Source organism: Aeromonas sp. ASNIH4 (assembly GCF_002934425.1).
GTDB classification, from domain to species: Bacteria; Pseudomonadota; Gammaproteobacteria; order Enterobacterales; family Aeromonadaceae; genus Aeromonas; species Aeromonas hydrophila.
On sequence record NZ_CP026217.1, the window covers coordinates 4,662,750 to 4,685,077 of the forward strand.

18 protein-coding genes are annotated in these 22,328 nt (G+C 64.7%); 6 read left to right on the forward strand and 12 right to left on the reverse strand.

Going from position 1 to position 22,328, the window contains the following annotated elements; genetic code table 11:
* Positions 1 to 59 precede the first annotated feature (59 nt).
* Positions 60 to 593 (reverse strand): ATP--cob(I)alamin adenosyltransferase, encoded by a 534-nt coding sequence (locus tag C2U40_RS21910; RefSeq protein ID WP_103827649.1) that lies wholly within the window; start codon positions 591 to 593, stop codon positions 60 to 62.
* A gap of 87 nt (positions 594 to 680) precedes the next feature.
* Complete coding sequence (locus C2U40_RS21915) at positions 681 to 1,823, reverse strand: DUF5610 domain-containing protein (RefSeq protein WP_011707847.1); 1,143 nt, start codon at positions 1,821 to 1,823, stop codon at positions 681 to 683.
* A 170-nt stretch (positions 1,824 to 1,993) separates the two neighbouring features.
* Here C2U40_RS21915 and trmA point away from each other — a divergent pair, with 170 nt between their 5' ends.
* From trmA to C2U40_RS21935, 4 genes are all read left to right on the forward strand, one after another.
* The gene (gene trmA / locus C2U40_RS21920) at positions 1,994 to 3,127 is read left to right on the forward strand and encodes a tRNA (uridine(54)-C5)-methyltransferase TrmA (protein ID WP_103827650.1); all 1,134 of its coding nucleotides are present in this window, start codon (positions 1,994 to 1,996) and stop codon (positions 3,125 to 3,127) included.
* Between the two features lie 143 nt (positions 3,128 to 3,270).
* The gene (gene rstA / locus C2U40_RS21925; protein ID WP_016352344.1) at positions 3,271 to 3,981 is read left to right on the forward strand and encodes a two-component system response regulator RstA; all 711 of its coding nucleotides are present in this window, start codon (positions 3,271 to 3,273) and stop codon (positions 3,979 to 3,981) included.
* A 37-nt stretch (positions 3,982 to 4,018) separates the two neighbouring features.
* Positions 4,019 to 5,344: a two-component system sensor histidine kinase RstB gene (gene rstB / locus C2U40_RS21930; protein WP_103827651.1), complete on the forward strand. Its 1,326-nt coding sequence runs from the start codon at positions 4,019 to 4,021 to the stop codon at positions 5,342 to 5,344.
* A gap of 54 nt (positions 5,345 to 5,398) precedes the next feature.
* Complete coding sequence (locus C2U40_RS21935; protein ID WP_010635722.1) at positions 5,399 to 5,581, forward strand: hypothetical protein; 183 nt, start codon at positions 5,399 to 5,401, stop codon at positions 5,579 to 5,581.
* Between the two features lie 76 nt (positions 5,582 to 5,657).
* Here C2U40_RS21935 and C2U40_RS21940 read toward each other — a convergent pair whose 3' ends face one another.
* The 3 genes from C2U40_RS21940 to rpmE all read right to left on the reverse strand — a co-directional run bounded on the left by C2U40_RS21940 (position 5,658) and on the right by rpmE (position 8,912).
* Entirely contained in the window at positions 5,658 to 6,914 is a 1,257-nt protein-coding gene (locus tag C2U40_RS21940) for a malic enzyme-like NAD(P)-binding protein (RefSeq protein WP_103827652.1), read from the reverse strand.
* Positions 6,915 to 7,095: 181 nt separating this feature from the next.
* Positions 7,096 to 8,529: a DUF2867 domain-containing protein gene (locus C2U40_RS21945; protein ID WP_181014786.1), complete on the reverse strand. Its 1,434-nt coding sequence runs from the start codon at positions 8,527 to 8,529 to the stop codon at positions 7,096 to 7,098.
* Between the two features lie 167 nt (positions 8,530 to 8,696).
* Positions 8,697 to 8,912, reverse strand: a complete 216-nt coding sequence (rpmE, locus tag C2U40_RS21950) for a 50S ribosomal protein L31 (protein ID WP_016352348.1) — start codon at positions 8,910 to 8,912, stop codon at positions 8,697 to 8,699.
* 147 nt (positions 8,913 to 9,059) lie between these two features.
* Here rpmE and priA point away from each other — a divergent pair, with 147 nt between their 5' ends.
* Positions 9,060 to 11,267: a primosomal protein N' gene (gene priA / locus C2U40_RS21955; protein ID WP_103827654.1), complete on the forward strand. Its 2,208-nt coding sequence runs from the start codon at positions 9,060 to 9,062 to the stop codon at positions 11,265 to 11,267.
* Between the two features lie 79 nt (positions 11,268 to 11,346).
* Here priA and C2U40_RS21960 read toward each other — a convergent pair whose 3' ends face one another.
* The 7 genes from C2U40_RS21960 to ilvG form a co-directional block, all read right to left on the reverse strand.
* The gene (locus C2U40_RS21960) at positions 11,347 to 12,471 is read right to left on the reverse strand and encodes a hypothetical protein (protein WP_181014787.1); all 1,125 of its coding nucleotides are present in this window, start codon (positions 12,469 to 12,471) and stop codon (positions 11,347 to 11,349) included.
* A gap of 152 nt (positions 12,472 to 12,623) precedes the next feature.
* Positions 12,624 to 13,730 carry a porin OmpA gene (gene ompA / locus C2U40_RS21965; RefSeq protein WP_103827655.1) on the reverse strand — a complete coding sequence of 369 codons (1,107 nt, stop codon included), beginning with the start codon at positions 13,728 to 13,730 and terminating at the stop codon, positions 12,624 to 12,626.
* A gap of 247 nt (positions 13,731 to 13,977) precedes the next feature.
* Positions 13,978 to 15,498, reverse strand: a complete 1,521-nt coding sequence (ilvA, locus tag C2U40_RS21970) for a threonine ammonia-lyase, biosynthetic (RefSeq protein WP_011707857.1) — start codon at positions 15,496 to 15,498, stop codon at positions 13,978 to 13,980.
* Between the two features lie 3 nt (positions 15,499 to 15,501).
* A complete protein-coding gene (gene ilvD, locus C2U40_RS21975) occupies positions 15,502 to 17,343 on the reverse strand; it encodes a dihydroxy-acid dehydratase (RefSeq protein WP_103827656.1) in 1,842 nt (613 codons plus the stop codon).
* Positions 17,344 to 17,488: 145 nt separating this feature from the next.
* Entirely contained in the window at positions 17,489 to 18,433 is a 945-nt protein-coding gene (locus tag C2U40_RS21980; RefSeq protein WP_024945526.1) for a branched-chain amino acid transaminase, read from the reverse strand.
* Between the two features lie 12 nt (positions 18,434 to 18,445).
* Positions 18,446 to 18,697 (reverse strand): acetolactate synthase 2 small subunit, encoded by a 252-nt coding sequence (gene ilvM, locus C2U40_RS21985; RefSeq protein WP_005306810.1) that lies wholly within the window; start codon positions 18,695 to 18,697, stop codon positions 18,446 to 18,448.
* Positions 18,694 to 20,340: an acetolactate synthase 2 catalytic subunit gene (gene ilvG / locus C2U40_RS21990; RefSeq protein ID WP_103827657.1), complete on the reverse strand. Its 1,647-nt coding sequence runs from the start codon at positions 20,338 to 20,340 to the stop codon at positions 18,694 to 18,696. Before ilvG ends, ilvM begins: the two co-directional genes overlap by 4 nt.
* Before the next feature lie 383 nt (positions 20,341 to 20,723).
* On the opposite strand from ilvG, the gene C2U40_RS22000 reads away from it, so the two are divergent.
* Positions 20,724 to 22,238 carry a YifB family Mg chelatase-like AAA ATPase gene (locus C2U40_RS22000; protein ID WP_103827658.1) on the forward strand — a complete coding sequence of 505 codons (1,515 nt, stop codon included), beginning with the start codon at positions 20,724 to 20,726 and terminating at the stop codon, positions 22,236 to 22,238.
* The last annotated feature ends 90 nt before the right edge of the window (positions 22,239 to 22,328 follow it).

Below are 22,328 nucleotides of genomic sequence, written 5' to 3' on the forward strand. Positions count from 1 at the left end.
CGAAAAATGGGATGATCGTGTTCGATCTTCATGAAAAACAAAAGCTTTTTTGGCCGTATTCAGTAGTTGATGCTGACGTAGGGTACCTCGTCCACCTGCCACAGCTGCTTGAGGTAGACGGTCAGCACGAAGAAGAAGTTGGCCAGCAGATTGGCGAACCGATAGAGAATGAGGTCGAAGCGCACCCCGCTCTCTTCCAGCCGCACCAGCAGCCGCACCACCTTCTTGCTGCCGCAGCGGCACAAATGCAGGGTCGGGATCGGCTGCGGCCCTTGCGGCAGCACGAAACCGGTGACCCGGCCGCGGCTTGCCTCGTTGTAGTGATCGTAACGCCCCTTCAGCCACGCCAGATCCTCCTCGAAGATGCCGAGCCTGCCGCGCACCGAGCCGTTGAGGTTGTAGATAAGCCGCTGCAGCGCCGCGAGATCCGCCTGCATGGGCGCAATCTCGGCATCCGGAGTCAGGTGTGACAACACGGCGCCCACCTGGCAGCAGAGCTCGTCGGTGGCGATCTCGTAGTCACACTGGAACTGGGTTTCGAAGATGAAGGGGTAGCAAAGCTCGCGCTTGTCTCTGGGCTTTTTCGGGTTCATGGGCTGGCCGGATCGGGAAAAAGGCCAGTTTGCCAGCCCCCGCAGGAGCTGGCAAACGGCCGGTCATGGTCCTCGATTCGAAACCGTTCAGACGCTCTTGCTGCTGGCATCCGTCGCCGGCTGGAACTGGCCGATCATCCGCAGCGCATCCAGCATCCGCTGGTTGAAGCTGGTGAAGCTGCCCACCTGGGCCGGATCGCTCTGGCCACGGGCCGCCAGCACCGCCGGCGTCAGCGCCTGCTGCTGGGATGCCGGCAGTAGAGAATCCGCCTGCTGCTGCACCTGATCCAGCTTGGGCAGGTAGTCGGCCAGCGGCTTGAGCATCTCCTGCAGGGAGTGCGCCCCCTGATAGGTCTGGCTCAGCTTGAGACTCTGCTTGAGCTTGAGCGAATAGGAGGCCAGCTGGCTGTCATCCAGCTTCAGTTCGCCCGCCTTCTTCAACAGGTCGTCGAAATTGCCGGAGAAGAAGTTGCCGGCCAGATCGTCGATCCCCTTGACCAGCTTGCCGATGGAGTCCATCTCCTCGCTGCTCAGGTTGCCCTCCAGCGAGAAGCTGAAGCTCTGGCTCGACTTGAGGCTGAACTGGCTGCCGCTGTCATCCTTCTGGGACTTGGTCTGCCAGCTGTCGTTGAAGCGCAGCACCACCTTGTCGCCATCCTTGGTCTGGATCTCCAGCGAGCCCTGCTGGCGGCTGGCCATCTCGGCCTGCCCCATGTCGGTGGTGGAGACCTTGCCGAAGAACTCCTTCTCGAACTGATCGAGCCCCTCCTGGATCAGCTTGTAGCTCTGATCCATGCCGGTCTTGATGTCGGAGTTGTCCGCCCAGTCGCCGAGCTGCTTCCTGGCGTCGCCAAAGCCCTTGTCCACCCCCTTGCGGGCCTGCTCCATCATGCCGGTCAGGCTGTCGTCCGACTTGCCGTCAGCCCGGGCAGCCCCCAGCCGGCCGGTGACGAACTGCAGCACGTTGTCGGCCACCGACTGAAAGTCGAACAGGGTATCCGGGGTCACCGCCTCCGGCTGATCCTGCGCCTTGGGCGCCTTGTAACCCTGACCATTGATCTCCAGCGCGAACTGCAGCGCCTGCTGCACCAGCACCTGCGCCCATTTCGGCGCCTTGTGCAACGAGACTTCGTCCTCGTTGTTTACCGGTTTCGAGTCCGCCTGCTGGGGCGATTTGGGAGCAACACCCACTCCCTTGGGTTGGGCCGCGCCCACTCCGTCGATCTGCATAATGTGTCCTCCCACCATGCCTGTAGATCAGCTATCGGCCTGACTGCACACTTCTTGACCACAAAATACTGGACAATCTGCGGCGGCCTTTTAAAATCGGGCCCCTTTGGGTGGCTGCAGGCTTCCCCCGATTTCGACCCGGCCAGACCGGTGTGCATGTGAGGTAAATCATGACCCAATCCCAGCAGGTTTCCGCCGACCCGGCGCCCCTTCGAACCCCGGCCGATTACCAGGCCCAGCTCGACGAGAAGCGCGAGCGCCTCTGCGGGTTGTTTGCCAACTTCACCCTGCCTGCGCTGGAAGTGCACGCCTCCCCCGCCGAACACTACCGGATGCGCGCCGAGTTTCGCATCTGGCACGACGGTGACGACCTGTATCACTGCATGTATGCGCCGGCTACCAAGGAGATCATCCGGGTCGATCAGTTCCCCACCGCCAGCCGCCTCATCAACCAGCTGATGCCGGTGCTGCTGGAAGGGCTGCGCCCGCACCCCGTGCTGCGCCGCAAGCTGTTCCAGATCGACTACCTCTCCACCCAGTCCGGCCAGATCTGCGTCAGCCTGCTCTACCACCGCAAGCTGGAGAGCGAGTGGCAGCAGGCCGCCGAAGCGCTGCAGGCCGACCTGCGGGCCAAGGGGTTCGATCTGCAGCTGATTGGCCGCGCCCACAAGCAGAAGATCTGCCTGGGGGAGGAGTTCGTCATCGAGCGGTTGAATGTGCAGGGCCGCGAGCTGGTCTACAAGCAGGTGGAAAACAGCTTCACCCAGCCCAACGCCGCCATCAACGAACAGATGCTGGGCTGGGCGCTGGACGTGACCAAGGGCAGCGAGGGCGACCTGCTGGAGCTCTACTGCGGCAACGGCAACTTCTCCATCGCCCTGGCGCAGAACTTCCGCAAGGTGCTGGCCACCGAGATCGCCAAGCCGAGCGTGGACTCTGCCCAGTTCAACATCGCCGCCAACGGCGTCGACAACCTGATCATCCTGCGCATGTCGGCCGAGGAGTTCACCATGGCGATGCGCGGCGAGCGGGAGTTCAACCGCCTCAAGGGGGTCGATCTGGGCGCCTACCAGTGCAACACCATCTTCGTCGATCCGCCCCGGGCCGGCCTCGACGACGCCACCGTCAAACTGGTGCAGGATTACGACAACATCCTCTATATCTCCTGCAACCCAGAGACCCTGCAGGCCAACATGGCGGTACTCGGCGACACCCACGAGATCGCCCGCTTCGCCCTGTTCGACCAGTTCCCCTGGACTCACCACATGGAAGCCGGCGTCTATCTCAAGCGCAAAGTGAGCTGATGTCACAGGGGAGATCGCTCGACCAGCAAAACAAGACAGGGCCCGCGGGCCCTGTTTGATTATTTAACCCTGTGCATGGGACGGCCGGAGCCGCTATGCTGGCGGCACGCGCATCCGCGCCACAGTCTGGGTGTCATGCCACCATGCAACGCATTCTTTTTGTTGAAGATGATCCCGAGATAGGCCAGCTCATCAGCAGCTGGCTGGCCCGCCACGACATGGAAGTGCTGTTGGAGCCCAGGGGCGACCTGGCACTGGCCAGGGTCGAGGCCGAGCAGCCGGACCTGGTGCTGCTCGACATCATGCTGCCGGGTCAGGATGGTCTCTCCCTGTGCCGGGATCTGCGCCCGCGCTTTGCCGGCCCCATCGTCATGCTCACTTCGCTGGACAGCGACATGAACCAGATCCTGAGCCTGGAGCTGGGTGCCAACGACTACATCCTCAAGACCACGCCGCCCCCCGTGCTGCTGGCCCGACTGCGGGTCCAGTTTCGCCAGCAGGGACAACAGGCCCCGCAACCCGTGGTCGCCAGCACGCCGCCCCAGCGCCTGCAGTTCGGCCGGTTGCAGATCGACGGGCCGGGCCGGGACGTGCGCCTCGACGGCGACAGCATTCCGCTCTCCACCGCCGATTTCGATCTCCTGTGGGAGCTGGCCTGCCACGCCGGCCAGATCCTGGGGCGGGAGGCGCTGTTTCGCAGCCTGCGCGGTCGTGACTACGACGGCCAGGATCGCAGCATGGACGTGGCCATCTCCCGCCTGCGCCGCAAGCTGGGGGACGACACCAGCAACCCGACCCGCATCAAGACGGTACGCCAGAAGGGCTACCTGCTGGTGCCCCACGCCTGGGAATAATAGGGCCGTCCGCCACTGACCTCGGGAGAGCACACCCATGCGCCGCCTGTTTATCCAGTTCTATCTGCTGCTGATCGGCTGTTTCACCCTGGCCATCCTGCTGGTCGGCATGGTCTATCAGGTCACCGCCGAGCGGGCGGGAGATCGCTATCTGGAGCGGATGATGCAGGGCTCCCTCGGCCTGCTCACCGGCGAGCTGGCCCGCTTGCCGCCGGAGCACTGGCCCGCCCGCATGGCCGAGCAGAGCCGCCAGCTCACCCTGCCGCTGCAGATCGGCGCCCTCGCCAACCAGCCGCTGGCCAACGAGGATCAGGCCTTCCTGGAGGCCGGCAACATCGTCATCGTCGAGGAGGATGACACCTTCCTGCAGCGCATTCCGGGCACCGATCAGGTGCTGATCGTCGGCCCCGTGCCCTATCTCTCCTACCTGCACGAGCTGCACTGGGTCGACGTGGGGCTGCTGCTGGTCATCGGTCTCTCGCTGGGGCTGCCGATCCTGCTCTGGCTGCGCCCGCACTGGCGCGGCCTGCAACAGCTTGAACAGACCGCCCGCCGGGTCGGTGACGGCGATCTCTCCTGTCGCACCCGTTTGCCGCCCGGTAGCAGCCTGGGCCGGGTCGGCCGCACCTTCGACCAGATGACCGAGCAGCTGCAGGCCATGCTGGCCAGCCGCAAGCAGCTGACCGACGCCATCGCCCACGAGCTGCGCACCCCGCTGGTGCGGCTGCGCTACCGGCTCGCCATGCTGGACCCGGCGCCCTCGGCCGAGGAGCAGCAGGGGCTGGAGCGGGATCTCGGCGCGCTGGACGCCCTCATCGAGGAGATGCTCACCTACGCCAGGCTCGATCGCCCCGAGCTGCCGCTGCAATGCAGCGAGTTGGAGCTCGGCAGCTGGGCCGGCAGCCGCCTCGCCGACTGGCAGGCGCTGCGGCCGGACAAGCGGCTCGACTTCGTGCGCCCGGCCATGGCCCTGCCCTGGCGCGGCGATACTCGCCTGCTGGATCGGGCGCTGGAGAACCTCATAGGCAACGCCCTGCGCCACGCCGCTGGCCGGGTCACCCTCAGCATGGTGCGTCAGCAGGATCACTATCTGCTGGAGGTGGCCGACGACGGCGCCGGTATCGATCCGGCGCTGGCACCGCAGATCTTCGAGCCCTTCGTGCGGCTGGATCAGAGCCGCGACCGACGCACCGGCGGCGCCGGGCTGGGGCTGGCCATCGTACGCAGCATCGCCCGCCACCACGGCGGCGAGGTGCAGCTGCTGCCGAGCAGCTGCGGTGCCCGTTTCTGCCTGATGCTGCCTGTACATTTGGATACAAACCGTCACCAGTCACTCACTGAACCGCAGGTCGAACAGCCCTAGGATGAAGTCATGGAGAAACGCTCCATGTCATCAACCCGAATGAGGAACTGGAATATGAACAAGCTGATCCCCCTGAGCCTGGCTGCTGTCTTCGCCCTGACCTCCGGCTTCACCATGGCTGCCACCCCGACCAAGGCTGCCGCTCCCCAGGCTACCCAGACCAAGGTCGTGAAAAAACACCACAAGGCTGCCCACGCCAAGGCACCGGCCGTCAAGGTTGCTCCCAAGACCAAGTAATCGACCAACAAGCTTCCCGTAATGAAAAGGGGCCCCGACATGGGGCCCCTTCTGTTTTCTGCGCGCTTGCCTTGGCTCAGCCCAGCATGTAGTCCGCCGGCAGGGCGATGCGGGCCACCCCGGACTCCACCGCTGCCAGCGCCACGGCACGGGCGACGCGCGGCAGCAGACGGGCATCCATCGGCTTGGGAATGACGTAGTCCTTGCCGAAGGCGAGTTCACTCACGCCAGCGGCGGTCAGTACCTCGGCCGGCACCGGCTCCTTGGCCAGACCACGGATCGCCTCGACCGCCGCGATCTTCATGGCATCGTTGATGCGGCTGGCACGGGCGTCGAGGGCACCGCGGAAGATGAAGGGGAAGCAGAGTACGTTGTTGATCTGGTTCGGATAGTCGGAACGACCGGTACCCATGATGAGGTCACCGCGCACTGCGTGAGCCAGCGCCGGCTTGATCTCGGGGTCCGGGTTGGAGCAGGCGAAGATCACCGGGTTGGGGGCCATCAGTGCCACCGCCTCGGCGGGCAGCACATCCGGGCCGGAGACGCCGACGAACACGTCCGCCCCGTCGATCACCTCCATCAGGGTGCGCAGGGGGGTGTCGTTGGCGAAGCGCTGCTTGTACTGGTTGAGATCGGTGCGACCGCTGTGGATGACGCCCTGACGATCCAGCATGAAGATGTTGTGGGGCTTGGCGCCACACTTGATCAGCAGCTCCATGCAGGCGGTGGCGGCAGCCCCGGCGCCCATGCAGACGATGCGGCTGTCGCCAATCTGCTTGCCCTGCACTTCCAGCGCGTTGAGCAGGCCGGCGGCGGTGACGATGGCGGTACCGTGCTGATCATCGTGGAACACCGGAATGTCGCAGCGCTCGATCAGCGCCTGCTCGATCTCGAAGCACTCGGGGGCCTTGATGTCTTCTAGGTTGATGCCGCCGAAGGTATCGGCGATGGCAGCAACGGTGTCGATGAACTGCGCGCTGGTGTCGTGCTTCACTTCGATGTCGATGGCGTCGATGCCGGCAAAGCGCTTGAACAGCAGGGCCTTGCCCTCCATCACCGGCTTGGAGGCCAGCGGCCCCAGATTGCCCAGCCCCAGAATGGCGGTGCCGTTGGAGATGACGGCCACCAGGTTGCCCTTGCCGGTGTAGCGGTAGGCATCGGCCGGGTTGGCAGCGATCTCGCGCACCGGCTCGGCAACGCCCGGGCTGTAGGCCAGCGCCAGATCGCGGGCGGTCTCGGCGGGCTTGGTGAGGGCGATGGCGATTTTGCCCGGCACGGGCTGGGCGTGGTAATCGAGTGCTTGTTGACGAAGATCGTGACGCTGATCGGACATGGGGGACCCCGATACGGTAGTGAATTGAGTGGTGCATTGGCTCGCCCACGGGCGAGGGCTGGGGATCATAAAGAAAACCATCGGGCTTTCACAGAGGAAAGTATCGTTACCCAGCCACTGACAAGCCAGTAATTAGCATGTCATGCCAACCACGAATACCCATTTAGTTATAGATATGGTTTCACCCCATCACCGGAATGCCGGCTTTCGCCTCCGCCTGTCTGGCGATCGCCTCCGTCATGCCCTGGAAGATGAAGAGGTGGAACGGCAGCATGGCGAGCCAGTAGGCCAGCCCCCAGGCCCCCTGTGGATGCCAGTGGGCCGTCACCTTGAGCCGGGTCAACCCCGACTCTTCCGGCAGTATGTTGAACTCCAGCCGGCCCACGCCGGGGGCCCGCATGTTGAACAGCAGATCCAGCCTGCGCCCCTCGTCCACCCCGAGGATCTGCCAGGAGTCCAGCATGTCGCCCTTCACGAAGCGATCCGGATTGGTGCGGCCGCGGGTCAGCGCCGGGCCGCCGATCAGGTGATCCATCCATTCGCGCACCACCCACAGCTGGTTCATGTAGAAGTAGCGCTGCTCGCCCCCCAGCTGCTGCAGCACCTGCCACACCACCTCGGGCGAGGCGAGGCAGATGGCATCGCCGCTGGCAGTGCGGTCATAGAAGCCGTACTCGGGATGGCGCCAGCGCAGTCCGAGCGGGGTCTCCTCCCCCTGCTGCTCGGCGCCCAGCCGCTGCTCCAGAGAGAGGCTCTCGGCCAGCGCCTCGTCGAAGCTGAGCAGGGTTTGTGGCAGCAGGGCCCGCAGTGGGCCGTCGTCGGCCGGGATGTCGTGCTTGAGGCCACCCACCAACGCCTTGGCCACCGGCTGCGGCACCGAGGTGACAAACTGCAGCCACCAGGCGGAGAGGCGCGGGCTGAGAAACGGCAGCGGGATGATGGGGCAGCGCTTGCCGATGTGGGCGGCGAACTTCTGCAACTGCTGTTGATAGCTGAGCAGCTCGGGACCGGCGGCATTGAAGATCTGGCCGTCCACCCCTTCGGCCTCCACCAGCCCACCCAGATAGTGCAGCAGGTTGGAGAGCGCAATGGGCGGTGTGCGCGAACGCACCCACTTGGGCGTCACCATCATCGGCAGGTTGAACACCAGATCCCGCATCACCTCGAAGGCCGCTGAGCCGGGCCCCACTATGATGCCGGCGCGCAGCTCGACCGTCGGTACGCCAGATTCGCGAAACAGCTCACCGCAATAACGGCGGGAGTTGAGGTGACGGCTGTTGCACTGCGCCGGCTGGATGGCGCCCAGATAGATGATGCGGCGCACCCCGGCGGCGCGGGCGGCGGCGGCGAAGTTCTTCACCCCCTGCTGCTCCAGCCGGTGGAAGTCGGCCCCCGCCCCCATGGCGTGCACCAGATAGAAGACGGTGTCGATGCCGGCCAGGGCGGGCAGCAATGTGATCGGCTTGAGGCTGTCGGCAAGGCGAAACTCCACCCCGGGCGGCAGACGGCAGGGGCGCCGCGCACCGGCAATCACCCGATAACCCAGTTCTTGCAGATGGGGCACCAGGTAAGAACCTATGTAGCCCGCCGCCCCCATCACCAGACAATCACGCATCTGCACACTCCCTGTCTTGCCCATGTTACCGCCCCTCATCTTCGCCCCTGTTCCCGCAAAGGGAGAAAGGAGAGTCCCACCATAGGGCAAAGCGGGCCGTTACAGAACGCCGACCAATAAAAAAGGCGCCCATCGGGCGCCTTTTTCAGAATTCTTCAGAAGTAGAATTACTTCTTGGTGGTCATCGCACCGAAACGCTTGTTGAACTTGTCTACGCGGCCGCCGCTAGAAACTTCTTTCTGCTTGCCGGTATAGAACGGGTGGCACTCGGAGCACACGTCCAGGTTCAGATCTTTACCCAGGGTAGAGAAGGTGTTGATGACGTTACCGCAAGAGCACTTGGCGGTGATGGCTACGTAGTCAGGATGGATACCAGCTTTCATGGACAACCTCAATTATCAGGCCGTGTCGCTATCCGATCTTCTGTCGGACACCACACGATTGTTGAACACAGTTTCAAAGGCTGCGAATAATATAGGAAATGCCTGAGTTCAGGCAAGTGGCTTCGCAGAAAAAATAGGCAATCTCTGGTGAATTCTTCCCAAACGCTGGATCTGGTTCGTGTGGCTGTGCCGGTGCCGTTACGCCGTCACTTCGACTATCTCTCCCCCCTGCCTTTGCCTGCTCCCGGCTGCCGGGTCGAGATCCCGTTCGGCCCGCAAACCCTGGTCGGGCTGGTGGTGGATCACCCGGCCGACAGCCAGGTGCCGCGCAACAAGCTCAAGCCGATCAAACGCGTGCTTGATAGCGCCCCCGTGCTGGGGCCCGACATACTGGCGCTGATGAACTGGAGCGCCAGCTACTACCAGCACCCGCTGGGGGTGGTGCTGCCGCACGCCCTGCCGGTGCTGGTGCGCAAGGGGGAGCCCGCCGCCTATCGCGAGCTGGAGTTCTGGTTCGCCACCGAAGCCGGCATGGCGGTCGATCTCAACGAGCTCAAGCGGGCGGCCAAGCAGCAGCAGGCGCTCGCCCTGCTGCGAAAGGGGCCGCAGACCCCCTCCGCCCTCAAGCAGGAGGAGATCCAGAGCGCCGCCCTCACCGCGCTGGAGAAGAAGGGGCTGCTGGAGAAGCGTTCGCTGGAGCCGAGCCATGACGGCGACTGGGTCGCCCGCTTCGAGCCGGGCGAGGGGCTGCGCCTCAACGGCGAGCAGGCGCTGGCGGTCTCCGCCGTCACCAGCCAGAGCGACCAGTTTGGCGCCTTCCTGCTGGACGGCATTACCGGCTCCGGCAAGACCGAGGTTTATCTGAGCATCCTCGAGCCCCTGCTCAAGGCAGGCAAGCAGGCGCTGGTGATGGTGCCGGAGATCGGCCTCACTCCGCAGACCATCAACCGCTTCCGGCGCCGCTTCAACGTGCCGGTGGTGGCGATGAACTCCGCCATGAACGATCGGGAGCGGCTCGATGCCTGGCTGGCCTGCCGCGACGGTGGCGCCGCCATCCTGATCGGCACCCGCTCCGCGGTGTTCACCCCGTTTCACAACCTCGGCATCATCATCATCGACGAGGAGCACGACGGCTCTTTCAAGCAGCAGGACGGTTTTCGCTACCACGCGCGGGATCTGGCGGTGATGCGGGCCCATCGCGCCGGCATCCCCATCCTGCTTGGCTCGGCCACCCCGTCGCTGGAGACATTGCACAACGCCCGCAGCGGCAAGTATCACCACCTCAGCCTGACTCGCCGCGCCGGTAATGCCCAGACTGCCCGTCAGGTGATCCTGGACATCAAGAACGTGCGGCTGCAGGCCGGACTCTCCCCCCAGCTGGAACAGCTGATGGCGGAGCATCTGGCGGCGGGCAACCAGGTGATGCTGTTTCTCAACCGCCGTGGCTATGCCCCGGCCCTGATTTGCCACCAGTGCGGCTGGAGTGCCGCCTGCGAGCGCTGTGACGCCTGGTACACCTGGCACCAGGCCGGACGGCGGCTGCACTGCCACCACTGCGACAGTGTGCGCCCGCTGCCCCACCACTGCCCGGAGTGCGGCAGCAACGAACTGATCGGCTCCGGGGTCGGCACCGAACAGCTGGAGCAGCTGCTCGGCACCGTGTTCCCGCAATATCCGGTGGTGCGCATCGATCGGGACAACACCCGTCGCAAGGGGGAGCTGGAGACCCACCTAGGCGACATCAAGGCGGGCAAGTACAAGATCCTGATCGGTACCCAGATGCTGGCCAAGGGCCACCACTTCCCGGATGTGACGCTGGTCGGACTGCTGGATGTGGATGGCGCCCTGTTCAGCGCCGATTTTCGCGCCGCCGAGAAGCTGGCCCAGCTCTACACCCAGGTGGCGGGCCGTGCCGGTCGTGCCAGCAAGCCGGGGCTGGTGGTGCTGCAGAGCCACCATCCCGAGCACGCCCTGCTGCAGGATCTGACCCAGAACGGCTATGGCCACTTCGCCGACACGGCGCTGAAAGAGCGTCGCCTGCTGGGGCTGCCGCCGTTCAGCTATCAGGGGCTGTTTCGGGCCGAGGCCAACGGCCGCGACGAGGTGCAGTTGTTCCTCGGCCGCCTCGCCGATACCCTGCGCAGCGCCCGCTATCCCCATGTTCAGGTGCTGGGGCCCATCAGCGGCTTCATGGAGCGCAAGGCGGGCAAGTTTCGCATGCAGTTGCTGGTGCAGGGGCCGAACCGGGCGCCACTGGCCCAACTGCTGGATTGGGCGGTGAAGGAGCTGGAAGGGTGGCCCGAGACCAAGCGGGTGCGCTGGAGCCTCGACATAGACCCCACCGAGCTGAACTGAGTCAGGCTCTTGTCGCTGATGGTGAAGCGGTCGCTGGCGCGCGGCGTCAGCGACCGGGTTTGCCATGCGGGTGCAGGGTTCAGACCCGCAGGTCGACCTGCTGCACCCAGCCTCCCTTGCCCTGCTCGGTCACATAGAGACCGGACTGGCGCAGTACCCCCTGATTGCCGCTTTCCCCCAGATGGTTGAAGGGGGTGTCGAGGGGATGCAGCAGGATGGCACCGATCCCCAGCTCCACCAGAGCGATGGGGGACTGTTCCGGCTGCCAGAATTGCAGCGCCGAGAACTGGCTGTCCCGCTCGTCCAGCACCCCGTTGCCATCCTCATCCAGGGTCGCCAGCTCGCCAAAACCGTTGCCGGAGCGGGCTCCGAACAGCTCGCCGCCGTCATCTATGGTGCCGTTGCCGTTGCGATCCAGCGCCACGAAGCCGCTCCCTTCACTCAGGCCGGGCAGGCTGTCCGCCTTGCCATCCTGATCGATGTCGAAATTGACCCTGGCGTCCGTCAGGCCGGCTATCTTGCCGTCCAGGCTGAGCACCAGCGGATCCTTGAGGGCATTGAGGGTGGTGCGACGCTGGCTGATGTCGAGCTGGCGCCAGTCCAGCACAAAACCGAGATCCAGCTGCAGGGTCTGGCCATCCTGGGTCTGCACGTTTGCCGCCGCCACCACGTTGAGCTGCTCTTTTTGCAGCAGGCTGTCGGTCACCTCCACCAGCTGATCCGGCTCGGCGGCGGGCTGAGTCCCCTCACCCATCGGCGCGGGTACTCCCTCCGCGCTCTGGTCGGCCGGTTTGATCGGGTCCGGCAACTCTATCTCGTGGCCCAGCATCGCCTCGATCATCAGCTTGATGAGCCGCTGGCGGTTGTCGAGCCCGTCGTTGGGAATGCCATCCTGTTCGCCCTTGCCGGTCTCGGCAGGCTTGGCGGGGGCCGGTGTGGAAGCCGCTGGCACCGGGCCGGCAGCAGTACGGCTGGCCATCTGCAGCGTCAGCAGGCTGCTGCGGGTGAAGGTGAGCTGGCTGCCACCGCTGGCCGCAGGCGTCAAGTCCGCCGGCGCCGTGGCAGGGGACTGCGCCTGGCTGGCAGCCGGCACGGGGCCGAGCCGGCGCACCTTGCGGGACTGCGCCTGTTGCTGCTGGTATTGCACCTCCCCCTGGAGGTCGTAGTGATCGATGCGCATATCTTCGCCCTCGGCGCCATACATCTGGTCAGTTATCGACCAGCTGCCGGGGTGGGCTTAACACCGATTGGCTATATCAGAGGGCTGCGGCATCGGCATCCGCACATAACCGCCCCCGCTGGCGGCAATGAGAAGGGAGGCCTGGGCCTCCCTCGTCATTCAGCAGACAGCCGTGGTCATTGCGCCGGTTGGGAGACCCCTTCCAGCCGCACTTCCACCCGCCGATCCGGTGCCAGACAGGCGATCAGCGCCGGTTTGGAGCCGCTACTGCAGTTGTTGCCGGTGATCGGGGAGGACTTGCCGCGTCCCTCGACCCGCACCTTGTCGGCAAACAGCCCCTTGGCGATCAGGTAGTCGGCGACGCTGCGGGCGCGCTGCTCGGAGAGCGCCTGGTTGTAGGCGTCGGAGCCGATGCGATCGGTGTGGCCGATCACGGTCGCCACCCCGTCTTTCGGATTGGCCGCCACTATCTGGCTGAACAGGTTGTCGAGCGCCTGGCTGGCAGCCGGCTTCAGGGTCGCCTTGTTGAACTCGAACAGTACGTCCGAACTCAGGCTGAAGGTCTTGGGCACCACCACCACGGCGGGAGCAGGCGCCACAGCCGGGGCCGGGGCGGGCGCCGCCACTTCGCCGCCCTGCTGGCCGAAGCGATAGAGCATGGCAAACGCCAGCATGCCGTTGTCCATCTCGATGCCGGAACGATCGAGGGAGGTATCCCCAAGCGGGGTGGTGTACTGGTATTCGAGGCGGGCGGCCCAGTCACGGTCGATGGCGTATTCGGCCCCCAGCGCCCCGACGAACACGGCGCCATGCTTGTTGCCGGTATCCTTGATGAAGTCGGTGGCCGTCTGGGCCGACAGTTCGCTGTTGGTCCAGGCGTAGCCGCCGCCGATCCGGCCATAGAGATCCAGCGCATCGTTGACCGGGAACCCTATCTTCATGGTGGTCTGGATCATCTGGCTCTTGGCTTCCCCTTCCACCCTCACCCCGCTCAATTCGCCGGACGAGGTGTACTTGCCGAACCAGTCATAACCGAATTCGAAGCCCAGGTTGGGGTTGAGCTGATAGCCGGCAAAGGCGCCCAGCCCGAGCGTATCCTTGCTGGTGCTGGTGTTCTGCAGCGCCCCCAGGGTGTCGGAGACGACCTGCTTCTGATCCACGTCGAAGAACTTGGACCAGCCGGCCTTGCCGCCGGCGTACCAGGTGTTGTCCTGAGCGGCAGCCTGCACGGCCCCGCTGACGAGCAGGCCGCTGACCAGCACGGCAAGTATCGATTTGTTCATGGTGAAAGCCTCTGCAATGAGTCGTGATGGGCGCTCTTGCGCCTCTCTTCCCTGATGGGGCAAACCCGGCCCCGTCCATCAGGTTATCCCATCTGCTGCCAGCCTCAAATGACTTGGGACTCAAGAGTGTGAAGCGCACAGCATTCCCGGCAGGAAAACGCCCCATGCAGGGGGTATCCGCGGATGTGCCGGCCAGCGCCATGAAAAAGGGAGGCCGATGGCCTCCCTCTTGCTGCTTGCAACCCACCTAGCTGGCCAGAAACAGCCGGTAGGCGGGGTCGTCGCTCACCTCTTTCCAGCCGTAGCCAATCTCGTGCAGGTAATCGTGGAAGGCGGCCACGTCCTCGTCCGGCAGCTCGAAGGCACAGAGCACCCGGCCGTAGTCGGCACCGTGGTTGCGGTAGTGGAACAGGCTGATGTTCCAGCGGCAACCCAGGGTCTCCAGAAAACGCATCAAAGCGCCCGGCTGCTCCGGAAACTTGAAGCTGTAGAGGCGTTCACCGAGGGGCCGGGCCGGGCGGCCGCCAATCATGTAACGCACGTGGTTCTTGGCCAGCTCGCTCTCGGTCATGTTGACCACCGGGTAGCCGTTGCCGCCGAGCTGATCGATGATCTGGCCCAGCTCCTCGTCACCGCCGGTGAGGCGCACCGAGACGAACAGCGACGCCTGCTCGGCATCGGCGTAGCGGTAGTTGAACTCGGTCACCATGCGCGGCCCGAGCTGACGGCAGAAGTCGAGGAAGGCCCCCTTGCGCTCGGGGATGGTCACCGCCAGCATGCCCTCGCGCTTCTCGCCGATCTCGCAGCGCTCCGACACGTAACGCAGGCTGTGGAAGTTGACGTTGGCGCCGGACAAAATGGCCGCCATCCGCCCCCCTTTCACCTGCTCCCGCTCGCTGTAGGCCTTGAGACCCGCCAGCGAGAGGGCCCCCGACGGCTCAGCGATGGCGCGGCAGTCGTCGAAGATGTCTTTCAGCGCGGCGCAGATCTGGTCGTTGGAGACGGTCACCACCTCGTCCAGATACTGATTGCACAGGCGGAAGGTCTCCTCGCCGATGCGCTTGACCGCCACCCCGTCCGCAAACAGCGAGACCCGCTCCAGATTGACCGGCTCGCCAGCCGCCAGCGCGGCCTTGAGGCAGGCAGAGCCCTCCGCCTCCACCCCGATCACCTTCACATCCGGCAACAGCTGTTTGATGTAGACCGCCACCCCGGCAGCCAACCCGCCGCCGCCCACCGGTACGAAGACGTGGGTGAGGTGGGTATCCTGCTCCAGCAGCTCCTTGCCGATGGTGCCCTGCCCGGCGATCACCTCGACGTCGTCAAACGGCGGGATCAGGGTGTAGCCCTCCAACTCGGCGAGGCGGCGACTCTCGCCATAGGCCTCGTCGAAGCTGTTGCCAAACAGCATGACGTTGCCGCCCTGCCGGCGCACCGCATCGATCTTGATGTCCGGCGTGGTCTTGGGCATCACGATGATCGCCTTGATGCCAAGCTTGGCGGCCGACAGGGCGACCCCCTGGGCGTGGTTGCCGGCGGAGGCGGCGATGACGCCGCGCGCCTTCTGCTCCTCGGTCAGAGTGGCGATCTTGTGGTAGGCGCCGCGCAGCTTGAAGGAGTGGACCGGTTGCAGGTCCTCCCGCTTCAGGCTGACGTGATTGCCGAGCCGCTCGGAGAGTTTCTTCAGGGTTTGCAGGGGGGTGACCCGCGCCGCCTCGTAGACGGGGGAGAGCAGCACCTTGCGTAGATAATCCGCTGCAGAGACCATGATTTATTCCCCCAGCATCGAACGATCGCGCACCGCACCTTTATCGGCGCTGGTGGCGAACATGGCGTAGGCGCGCAGGGCAAAGGAGACCTGACGCTGGCGATCGAGCGGCTTCCAGCCACGGGCTTCGACGGCGACGCGGCGGGCAGCCAGCACGCTGTCGGCCACCTCCAGCACCATGCTGCGAGCCGGGATGTCGATGTTGATGATGTCGCCATCCTCCACCAGACCGATAGTGCCGCCGGAGGCCGCCTCCGGCGAAACGTGGCCGATGGAGAGGCCCGAGGTGCCGCCGGAGAAGCGGCCATCGGTGATCAGCGCACACGCCTTGCCGAGCCCCATGGACTTCAGATAGGTGGTGGGGTAGAGCATCTCCTGCATGCCGGGGCCCCCTTTCGGCCCTTCGTAGCGGATCACCACCACTTCACCGGCCTTGACGGTGCCATCCAGAATGCCGGCGACCGCCGTGTCCTGGCTCTCGAATACCCGGGCCGGGCCGCGGAAGGTGAGGTTCTCCTCATCCACCCCGGCGGTCTTGACGATGGCACCGTTCAGCGCCAGGTTGCCGGCGAGCACGGCCAGGCCCCCTTCCAGGCTGTAGGCATTGTCCAGCGAGCGGATGCAGCCTTCGGCTCTGTCCAGATCCAGCTCCGGCCAGCGGCAATCCTGGCTGAACGCCTTGGTGGTGCGGATCCCGGCTGGCCCGGCGCGATAGAAGTCCACCACCTCCTGGCTGGGCTGGCGGCTGACGTCATATTCGGCCAGCAGCTCCACCAGCGAGGTGCCCAGCACGTTGCGGGTATCCCCGTGCACCAGACCCGCTTTTTCCAGCTGGCCCAGAATGGCGACCACGCCGCCGGCGCGGTGCACATCTTCCATATGGTATTTCTGGGTAGAAGGCGCCACCTTGCACAGCTGCGGTACCTTGCGCGACATGCGGTCGATGTCGGCCATGGTGAAGTCGACGCCCGCCTCCTGGGCCGCCGCCAGCAGGTGCAGCACGGTATTGGTGGAGCCGCCCATGGCAATGTCGAGCGCCATGGCATTCTCGAACGCCGCCTTGGTGGCGATGTTGCGCGGCAGCGCCGAGGCATCCTCCTGCTCATACCAGCGCTTGGCCAGGGTCACGATACGCTGGCCCGCCAGCTTGAACAGCTGCTCGCGGTCGCTGTGGGTCGCCAGCAGCGAGCCGTTGCCCGGCTGGGAGAGACCCAGCGCCTCGGTCAGACAGTTCATGGAGTTGGCGGTGAACATGCCGGAGCAGGAGCCGCAGGTAGGGCAGGCACTGCGCTCCACCTGTTCGCTCTGGGCGTCGGAGACCTTGGGGTCGGCGCCCTGGATCATGGCGTCCACCAGATCCAGCTTGATGATCTGGTCGGAGAGCTTGGTCTTGCCCGCTTCCATCGGGCCGCCGGAGACGAAGATCACCGGGATGTTGATGCGCAGGGCGGCCATCAGCATCCCCGGGGTGATCTTGTCGCAGTTGGAGATGCAGACCATGGCGTCGGCGCAGTGGGCGTTGACCATGTACTCCACCGAGTCGGCGATAAGCTCGCGCGACGGCAGGGAGTAGAGCATGCCGCCGTGGCCCATGGCGATGCCGTCATCCACGGCGATGGTGTTGAACTCCTTGGCAACGCCGCCGGCGGCTTCAATCTCCCGCGCCACCAGCTGGCCCAGATCCTTGAGGTGGACGTGGCCCGGCACGAACTGGGTGAAGGAGTTGACCACGGCGATGATGGGCTTGCCGAAATCCTGATCGGTCATTCCGGTGGCACGCCACAGGGCGCGGGCCCCGGCCATGTTACGTCCGTGGGTGGTGGTGGCGGATCTCAACTTCGGCATGTCTCTACTCCCTGAATGCCCAGCGGGCTCATTATCTTTGGAAATGAAAAAGTGACTCTCGGATCGGGAATCGATCCTGGTGAGGGCACAGCGCAGTGCCCTGACCGGAAGCGACTCGGGGAGGCATGACGCCTCCCCTCTCTCATCAGTCGTTGACGGGTGTCAGCCAGCCCCACTTGTCCTCTGTCTGGCCATTGAACAGGCCGAAGAAGGCGTTTTGCAGCTGCTCGGTCACCGGGCCGCGGCAGCCAGCGCCCACCTTCATCCGATCGACGGAGCGCACCGGGGTCACCTCGGCCGCCGTGCCGGTCATGAAGATTTCGTCTGCGACATAGAGAGCCTCGCGGGGCAGCGCCTGCTCGCGCACCTCGTAACCCAGATCGCGGGCCAGCGTCATGATGGTGTCGCGGGTGATGCCGGGCAGGATGGCGGCGGTAGCGGGCGGGGTAAACAGCACGCCGTTCTTCACCAGGAACAGGTTCTCCCCCGCCCCTTCGCTCAGGTAGCCGTTCACATCCAGCGCCAGCCCCTCGGCAAAGCCGTTGCGCTTGGCCTCCCGGCTGATCAGCTGGGAGGAGAGGTAGTTGCCGCCCGCCTTGGCGCCGGTGGGAATGGTGTTGGGAGCGAGCCGGTTCCAGGAGGTGACGCACACATCCACCCCGTTTTTCAGCCCCTCTTCCCCCAGATAGGCGCCCCACGGCAGGGCGGCCACCATCAGGTCGGCCTTGGCATCCAGCGGCGGATGCAGCCCCAGCCCCACGTTGCCGACAAAGGCCAGCGGGCGCAGATAGCCGCTCTTCAGGCCGTTCTCGCGCACCACGGTGCGGCAGGCTTCATTCACGTCGGCCTCGCTGTAGGGGACGTCCATCCAGTAGATCTTGGCGGAGTCGAACAGGCGGCGGGTATGCTCCTGCAGACGGAAGATGCAGGTGCCCTTGGGAGTGTCGTAGGCACGCACCCCTTCGAACACCGAGGAGCCATAGTGCAGGGCGTGGCTCATCACGTGCACCTGGGCATCCTGCCAGGGCACCAGTTTGCCGTTGAACCAGATGTATTGGGGGTGAGTGGCGGATTGGGAAGGCTGTGACATTGGCTTGGCTCCTTAAGCTCTGATCCGGGGTTGCTGTTCCAGTGCATCGACCCGGGAAACGTCCACCAGCTTCACCAGCTGGCTCCACAACTGCTGGATGGGACGCACCGACTCGACAGTAACCGTGATCCGCAGTTGTTGGCAATCCTGCTCCATGTTGAGGGCGCAGAGGTTGAAACCGCGGTGACGAACCACCCGCAGCACCCGCTCCATCACTTCGGGTCTGGGCTGGGCATGGATTTGCAAGGTATTGAACTGACTCATGGGCGTTGCTCCATCATCTGGTGGTTGGCGACTCCTGGCGGAACCAGGGGCCAGACGTTTTCTTCCTCTGAAATGGCCACATGCAGCAGGTAGGCACTCTCGCTGGCCAGCAGGCGATCGAGGGCGCCGGCTATCTGGTCCTTGCATGTGATGGTTTCGCCGGGGATACCGAAGGCGGCAGCCAGGGCGATGAAATCGGGGTTGTCGGAGAGAATGGTCTCGCTGTAGCGGCCGTCGAAGAACAATTCCTGCCACTGGCGCACCATGCCGAGGCGCTGGTTGTCCAGCAGCACCATCTTCACCTTGAGCTGGGCCCGGCGGATGGTGCCAAGCTCCTGCACGTTCATCATGAAAGAACCGTCACCACTCACCAGCACCACTTCATCTTCGGGACGCGACATCTTGGCGCCGATGGCGGCCGGCAGACCAAAGCCCATGGTGCCGAGACCGGCGCTGGAGAGGTGGTTGCGCGGGCTGGTGAAGCGCATGTGCTGGGCCACCCACATCTGGTGTTGACCCACGTCGCAGGCCACCACGCTGGTCTCTGGCAACCTGGCGGAGAGCTGCTTGAGCAGCGCCGGGGCATAGATGGGCTGGCCGGGATGGTCATAGCGAAATGCGTACTCGAGGGCCATGTTCGCGCAGTGCTCACGCCATGGGTCGATGGAGAGGGACATGGCGAGGTGCGGCAGCACCTGTTTCAGATCCTGAGTGATGCCCACCTCGGCGGCGCGGCGCTTGCCGAACTCGGCGGCGTCCACATCGAGGTGGATCACCTTGGCTTCGGGGGCGAACTCCTCCAGCTTGCCGGTCACTCGATCATCGAAACGGGCACCCACCACCAGCAGCAAGTCGCACTGCTGCACCGCGTAGTTGGCCGCCTTGGTACCGTGCATGCCGAGCATGCCGAGATAAACGGGGCTGTCGGGGTCGAGTGCACCTATCCCCTTGAGGGTGGTGACCGCAGGCATGCCGGTGGCGGCGGCAAACTCGCGCAGCTGCTGCTCGGCATTGGCCATGCCCACCCCGCCACCGACGTAGAGCACCGGGCGCTCGGCGACAGCCAGCAGGGTGCGGGCGGCCGTCAGTTCGGCCTGGCTCAGGTGCTCGGGCTCAGCCACCGCAAACAGCGGGCTCTGGGTTGGCACCTTGGCCAGTTGCACATCCTTGGGCAGGTCGATCAGCACCGGGCCCGGGCGCCCCTCACTGGCGATGGCGAAGGCTTCGGCGATCACCTGCGGCAGATCGGCCACGTCGGTCACCATGAAGGAGTGTTTGGTGCAGGAGAGGGACATGCCGAGCACGTCGACCTCCTGAAACGCATCGGTCCCGACGGCGGCGCAGGGCACCTGACCGCTGATGGCCACCAGCGGCACCGAATCGAGCAGCGCCTCCGCGAGGCCAGTCACCAGGTTGGTAGCGCCGGGGCCGGAGGTGGCGATGCAGACGCCCACCTGACCGGAAGCGCGGGCATAACCGACCGCCGCCATGGCGGCACCCTGCTCGTGGCGGCAGAGCTGGTGGGCCAGGCCACCGTCATACAGGGCATCGTAGACCGGCATGATGGCCCCGCCCGGGTAACCAAACACCTGAGTCACACCCTGTTGCTTGAGAGCCTGTACCAAAAACTGCGCGCCGTTCATCTGGAAAATCCTGTCCTGTGGTCGAAAAAAAACCCCCGAGCTGTGAGGCTCGGGGGTCGCTTGTTTCGTTCTGTCCGGTGGTGGGTCTATCCCTTGTTCCGTGCAGCTAAACGAGCCCCGAGCGGTGAGATAATAATCACCACTAGGACCACAATAATGCTGACGAAACGGGAGGCCATGTTCATAGTTACAACCGGAAATCCTGTGAAATTGGGCGGTTTTTACCGCGAATGGCTATTAGAACTAGCACGGTGATTTTTATTGGGCAAGCGTTTTTTGCCTGACAAGACTCTGATTTTGACTGAGTCCAAACGCGTCGATTGGAACAAAAAACTAATAAAAAACGGTTAACCAGCACATACATCAAACCAAGGACGGGATTTATGTCATTAGCTGTGGTTTATAGCCGTGCCAGCTTAGGTGTCGCGGCCCCGCAAGTGACGGTGGAGGTACACCTCTCCAACGGTTTGCCCGCCTTCAACATGGTGGGCCTGCCGGAAACCTCGGTGAAGGAGTCGCGGGATCGGGTGCGCAGCGCCCTGCTCAACGGCAATTTCGAGTTCCCGAGCAAACACATCACGGTCAATCTGGCCCCCGCCGATCTGCCCAAGGAGGGGGGCCGCTTCGATCTGGCCATCGCCATCGGCATTCTCGCGGCTTCCAAGCAGATACCTGCAAAATACCTGCTAGATCACGAATTTTTAGGCGAACTGGCCCTGACCGGCGAGATCCGTCCCGTGCTCGGGGTGCTGCCCGCCGTGCTCGCCTGCCGCGATGCGGGGCGCACTCTGCTGGTGCCGCGAGAGAACGGCCCCGAAGCCTCACTGATCCAGGACGCCGAAGTGCGCACCGCCCATCAGCTGCTGGCCGTCACCGCCTGGCTGGCGGGCCAGTACGAGCTGCCACTGCCGGATCCCCAGAGCACGGAGGCCCTGCCCGATGTGCCGGACCTGCAGGACGTGATCGGCCAGTCTCAGGCCAAGCGGGCGCTGGAGATCGCTGCCGCCGGCAGCCACAACCTGCTGTTCATCGGCCCGCCCGGCACCGGCAAGAGCATGCTGGCCAGCCGCTTGCCCGGTATCTTGCCGCCCCTTAGCGAACAGGAAGCGCAGCAGACCGCCGCCATCCATTCCATCGGCGGCCTCACCCCGCGCGCCGGTCACTGGCATCACAGGCCCTATCGCACGCCCCATCACAGCGCCTCGGCGGTGGCGCTGGTGGGGGGTGGCAGCCACCCAAGGCCCGGCGAAATTTCGTTGGCCCACAATGGGGTGCTGTTTCTGGATGAACTGCCCGAGTTCGAGCGCAAGGTGCTCGACTCCCTGCGCGAGCCGCTGGAGACCGGCCATATCACCATCAGTCGGGCCGCCCGCCAGGTGGATTTTCCCGCCCGCTTCCAGCTGGTCGGCGCCATGAATCCCAGCCCTTGCGGCCACTATGGCGATGGCCAGACCCGCTCCAGCCCGGATCAGATCCTGCGCTACCTCGGCAAGCTCTCCGGCCCCTTTCTCGACCGCTTCGACCTGACGGTGGAGGTGCCGCTGCTGCCCAAGGGGAGTCTCACCGGCAAGGCGGAGCGGGGGGAGTCGAGCCAGCAGATCCGCGAACGGGTGCTGGCGGCGCGGGAGCGTATGCTGAGCCGCAACGGCAAGCTCAACAACCTGCTTGATAGCCGTGAAATCGAAGAAATTTGCCGCTTATCGCCGCAGGATGCCGAGTTTCTGGAGAACGCCATCCAGAAGCTGGGGCTCAGCATCCGGGCCTGGCACCGCATCCTGCGGGTGTCGCGCACCATAGCCGATCTGGCAGGACGGCAAGCCATCGAGAAGGAGCACCTGATCGAGGCGCTCGGTTACCGGGCCATGGACCGGCTGCTGTCGCGGCTGCGCAGCGGCTGATACGGGGCAGAAAGAGACCGCGATGGCCCCTCGCATGGTCTCGCGGGCCATCGGCTGATATTATGGCCACAGATCTGACCACTTGATGGC

Bases quoted from the DNA above. Each gene is read 5' to 3' on its own strand.
- C2U40_RS21910 (WP_103827649.1), bottom strand. From the start codon at position 593: ATGAACCCGAAAAAGCCCAGAGACAAGCGCGAGCTTTGCTACCCCTTC.
- C2U40_RS21940 (WP_103827652.1), bottom strand. From the start codon at position 6,914: ATGTCCGATCAGCGTCACGATCTTCGTCAACAAGCACTCGATTACCAC.
- C2U40_RS21945 (WP_181014786.1), bottom strand. From the start codon at position 8,529: ATGCGTGATTGTCTGGTGATGGGGGCGGCGGGCTACATAGGTTCTTAC.
- C2U40_RS21960 (WP_181014787.1), bottom strand. From the start codon at position 12,471: ATGTATGGCGCCGAGGGCGAAGATATGCGCATCGATCACTACGACCTC.
- rstA (WP_016352344.1), top strand. From the start codon at position 3,271: ATGCAACGCATTCTTTTTGTTGAAGATGATCCCGAGATAGGCCAGCTC.
- rstB (WP_103827651.1), top strand. From the start codon at position 4,019: ATGCGCCGCCTGTTTATCCAGTTCTATCTGCTGCTGATCGGCTGTTTC.
- rpmE (WP_016352348.1), bottom strand. From the start codon at position 8,912: ATGAAAGCTGGTATCCATCCTGACTACGTAGCCATCACCGCCAAGTGC.
- C2U40_RS22000 (WP_103827658.1), top strand. From the start codon at position 20,724: ATGTCATTAGCTGTGGTTTATAGCCGTGCCAGCTTAGGTGTCGCGGCC.
- trmA (WP_103827650.1), top strand. From the start codon at position 1,994: ATGACCCAATCCCAGCAGGTTTCCGCCGACCCGGCGCCCCTTCGAACC.
- ilvG (WP_103827657.1), bottom strand. From the start codon at position 20,340: ATGAACGGCGCGCAGTTTTTGGTACAGGCTCTCAAGCAACAGGGTGTG.
- C2U40_RS21935 (WP_010635722.1), top strand. From the start codon at position 5,399: ATGAACAAGCTGATCCCCCTGAGCCTGGCTGCTGTCTTCGCCCTGACC.
- ilvA (WP_011707857.1), bottom strand. From the start codon at position 15,498: ATGGTCTCTGCAGCGGATTATCTACGCAAGGTGCTGCTCTCCCCCGTC.
- ilvD (WP_103827656.1), bottom strand. From the start codon at position 17,343: ATGCCGAAGTTGAGATCCGCCACCACCACCCACGGACGTAACATGGCC.
- ilvM (WP_005306810.1), bottom strand. From the start codon at position 18,697: ATGAGTCAGTTCAATACCTTGCAAATCCATGCCCAGCCCAGACCCGAA.
- ompA (WP_103827655.1), bottom strand. From the start codon at position 13,730: ATGAACAAATCGATACTTGCCGTGCTGGTCAGCGGCCTGCTCGTCAGC.
- C2U40_RS21915 (WP_011707847.1), bottom strand. From the start codon at position 1,823: ATGCAGATCGACGGAGTGGGCGCGGCCCAACCCAAGGGAGTGGGTGTT.
- C2U40_RS21980 (WP_024945526.1), bottom strand. From the start codon at position 18,433: ATGTCACAGCCTTCCCAATCCGCCACTCACCCCCAATACATCTGGTTC.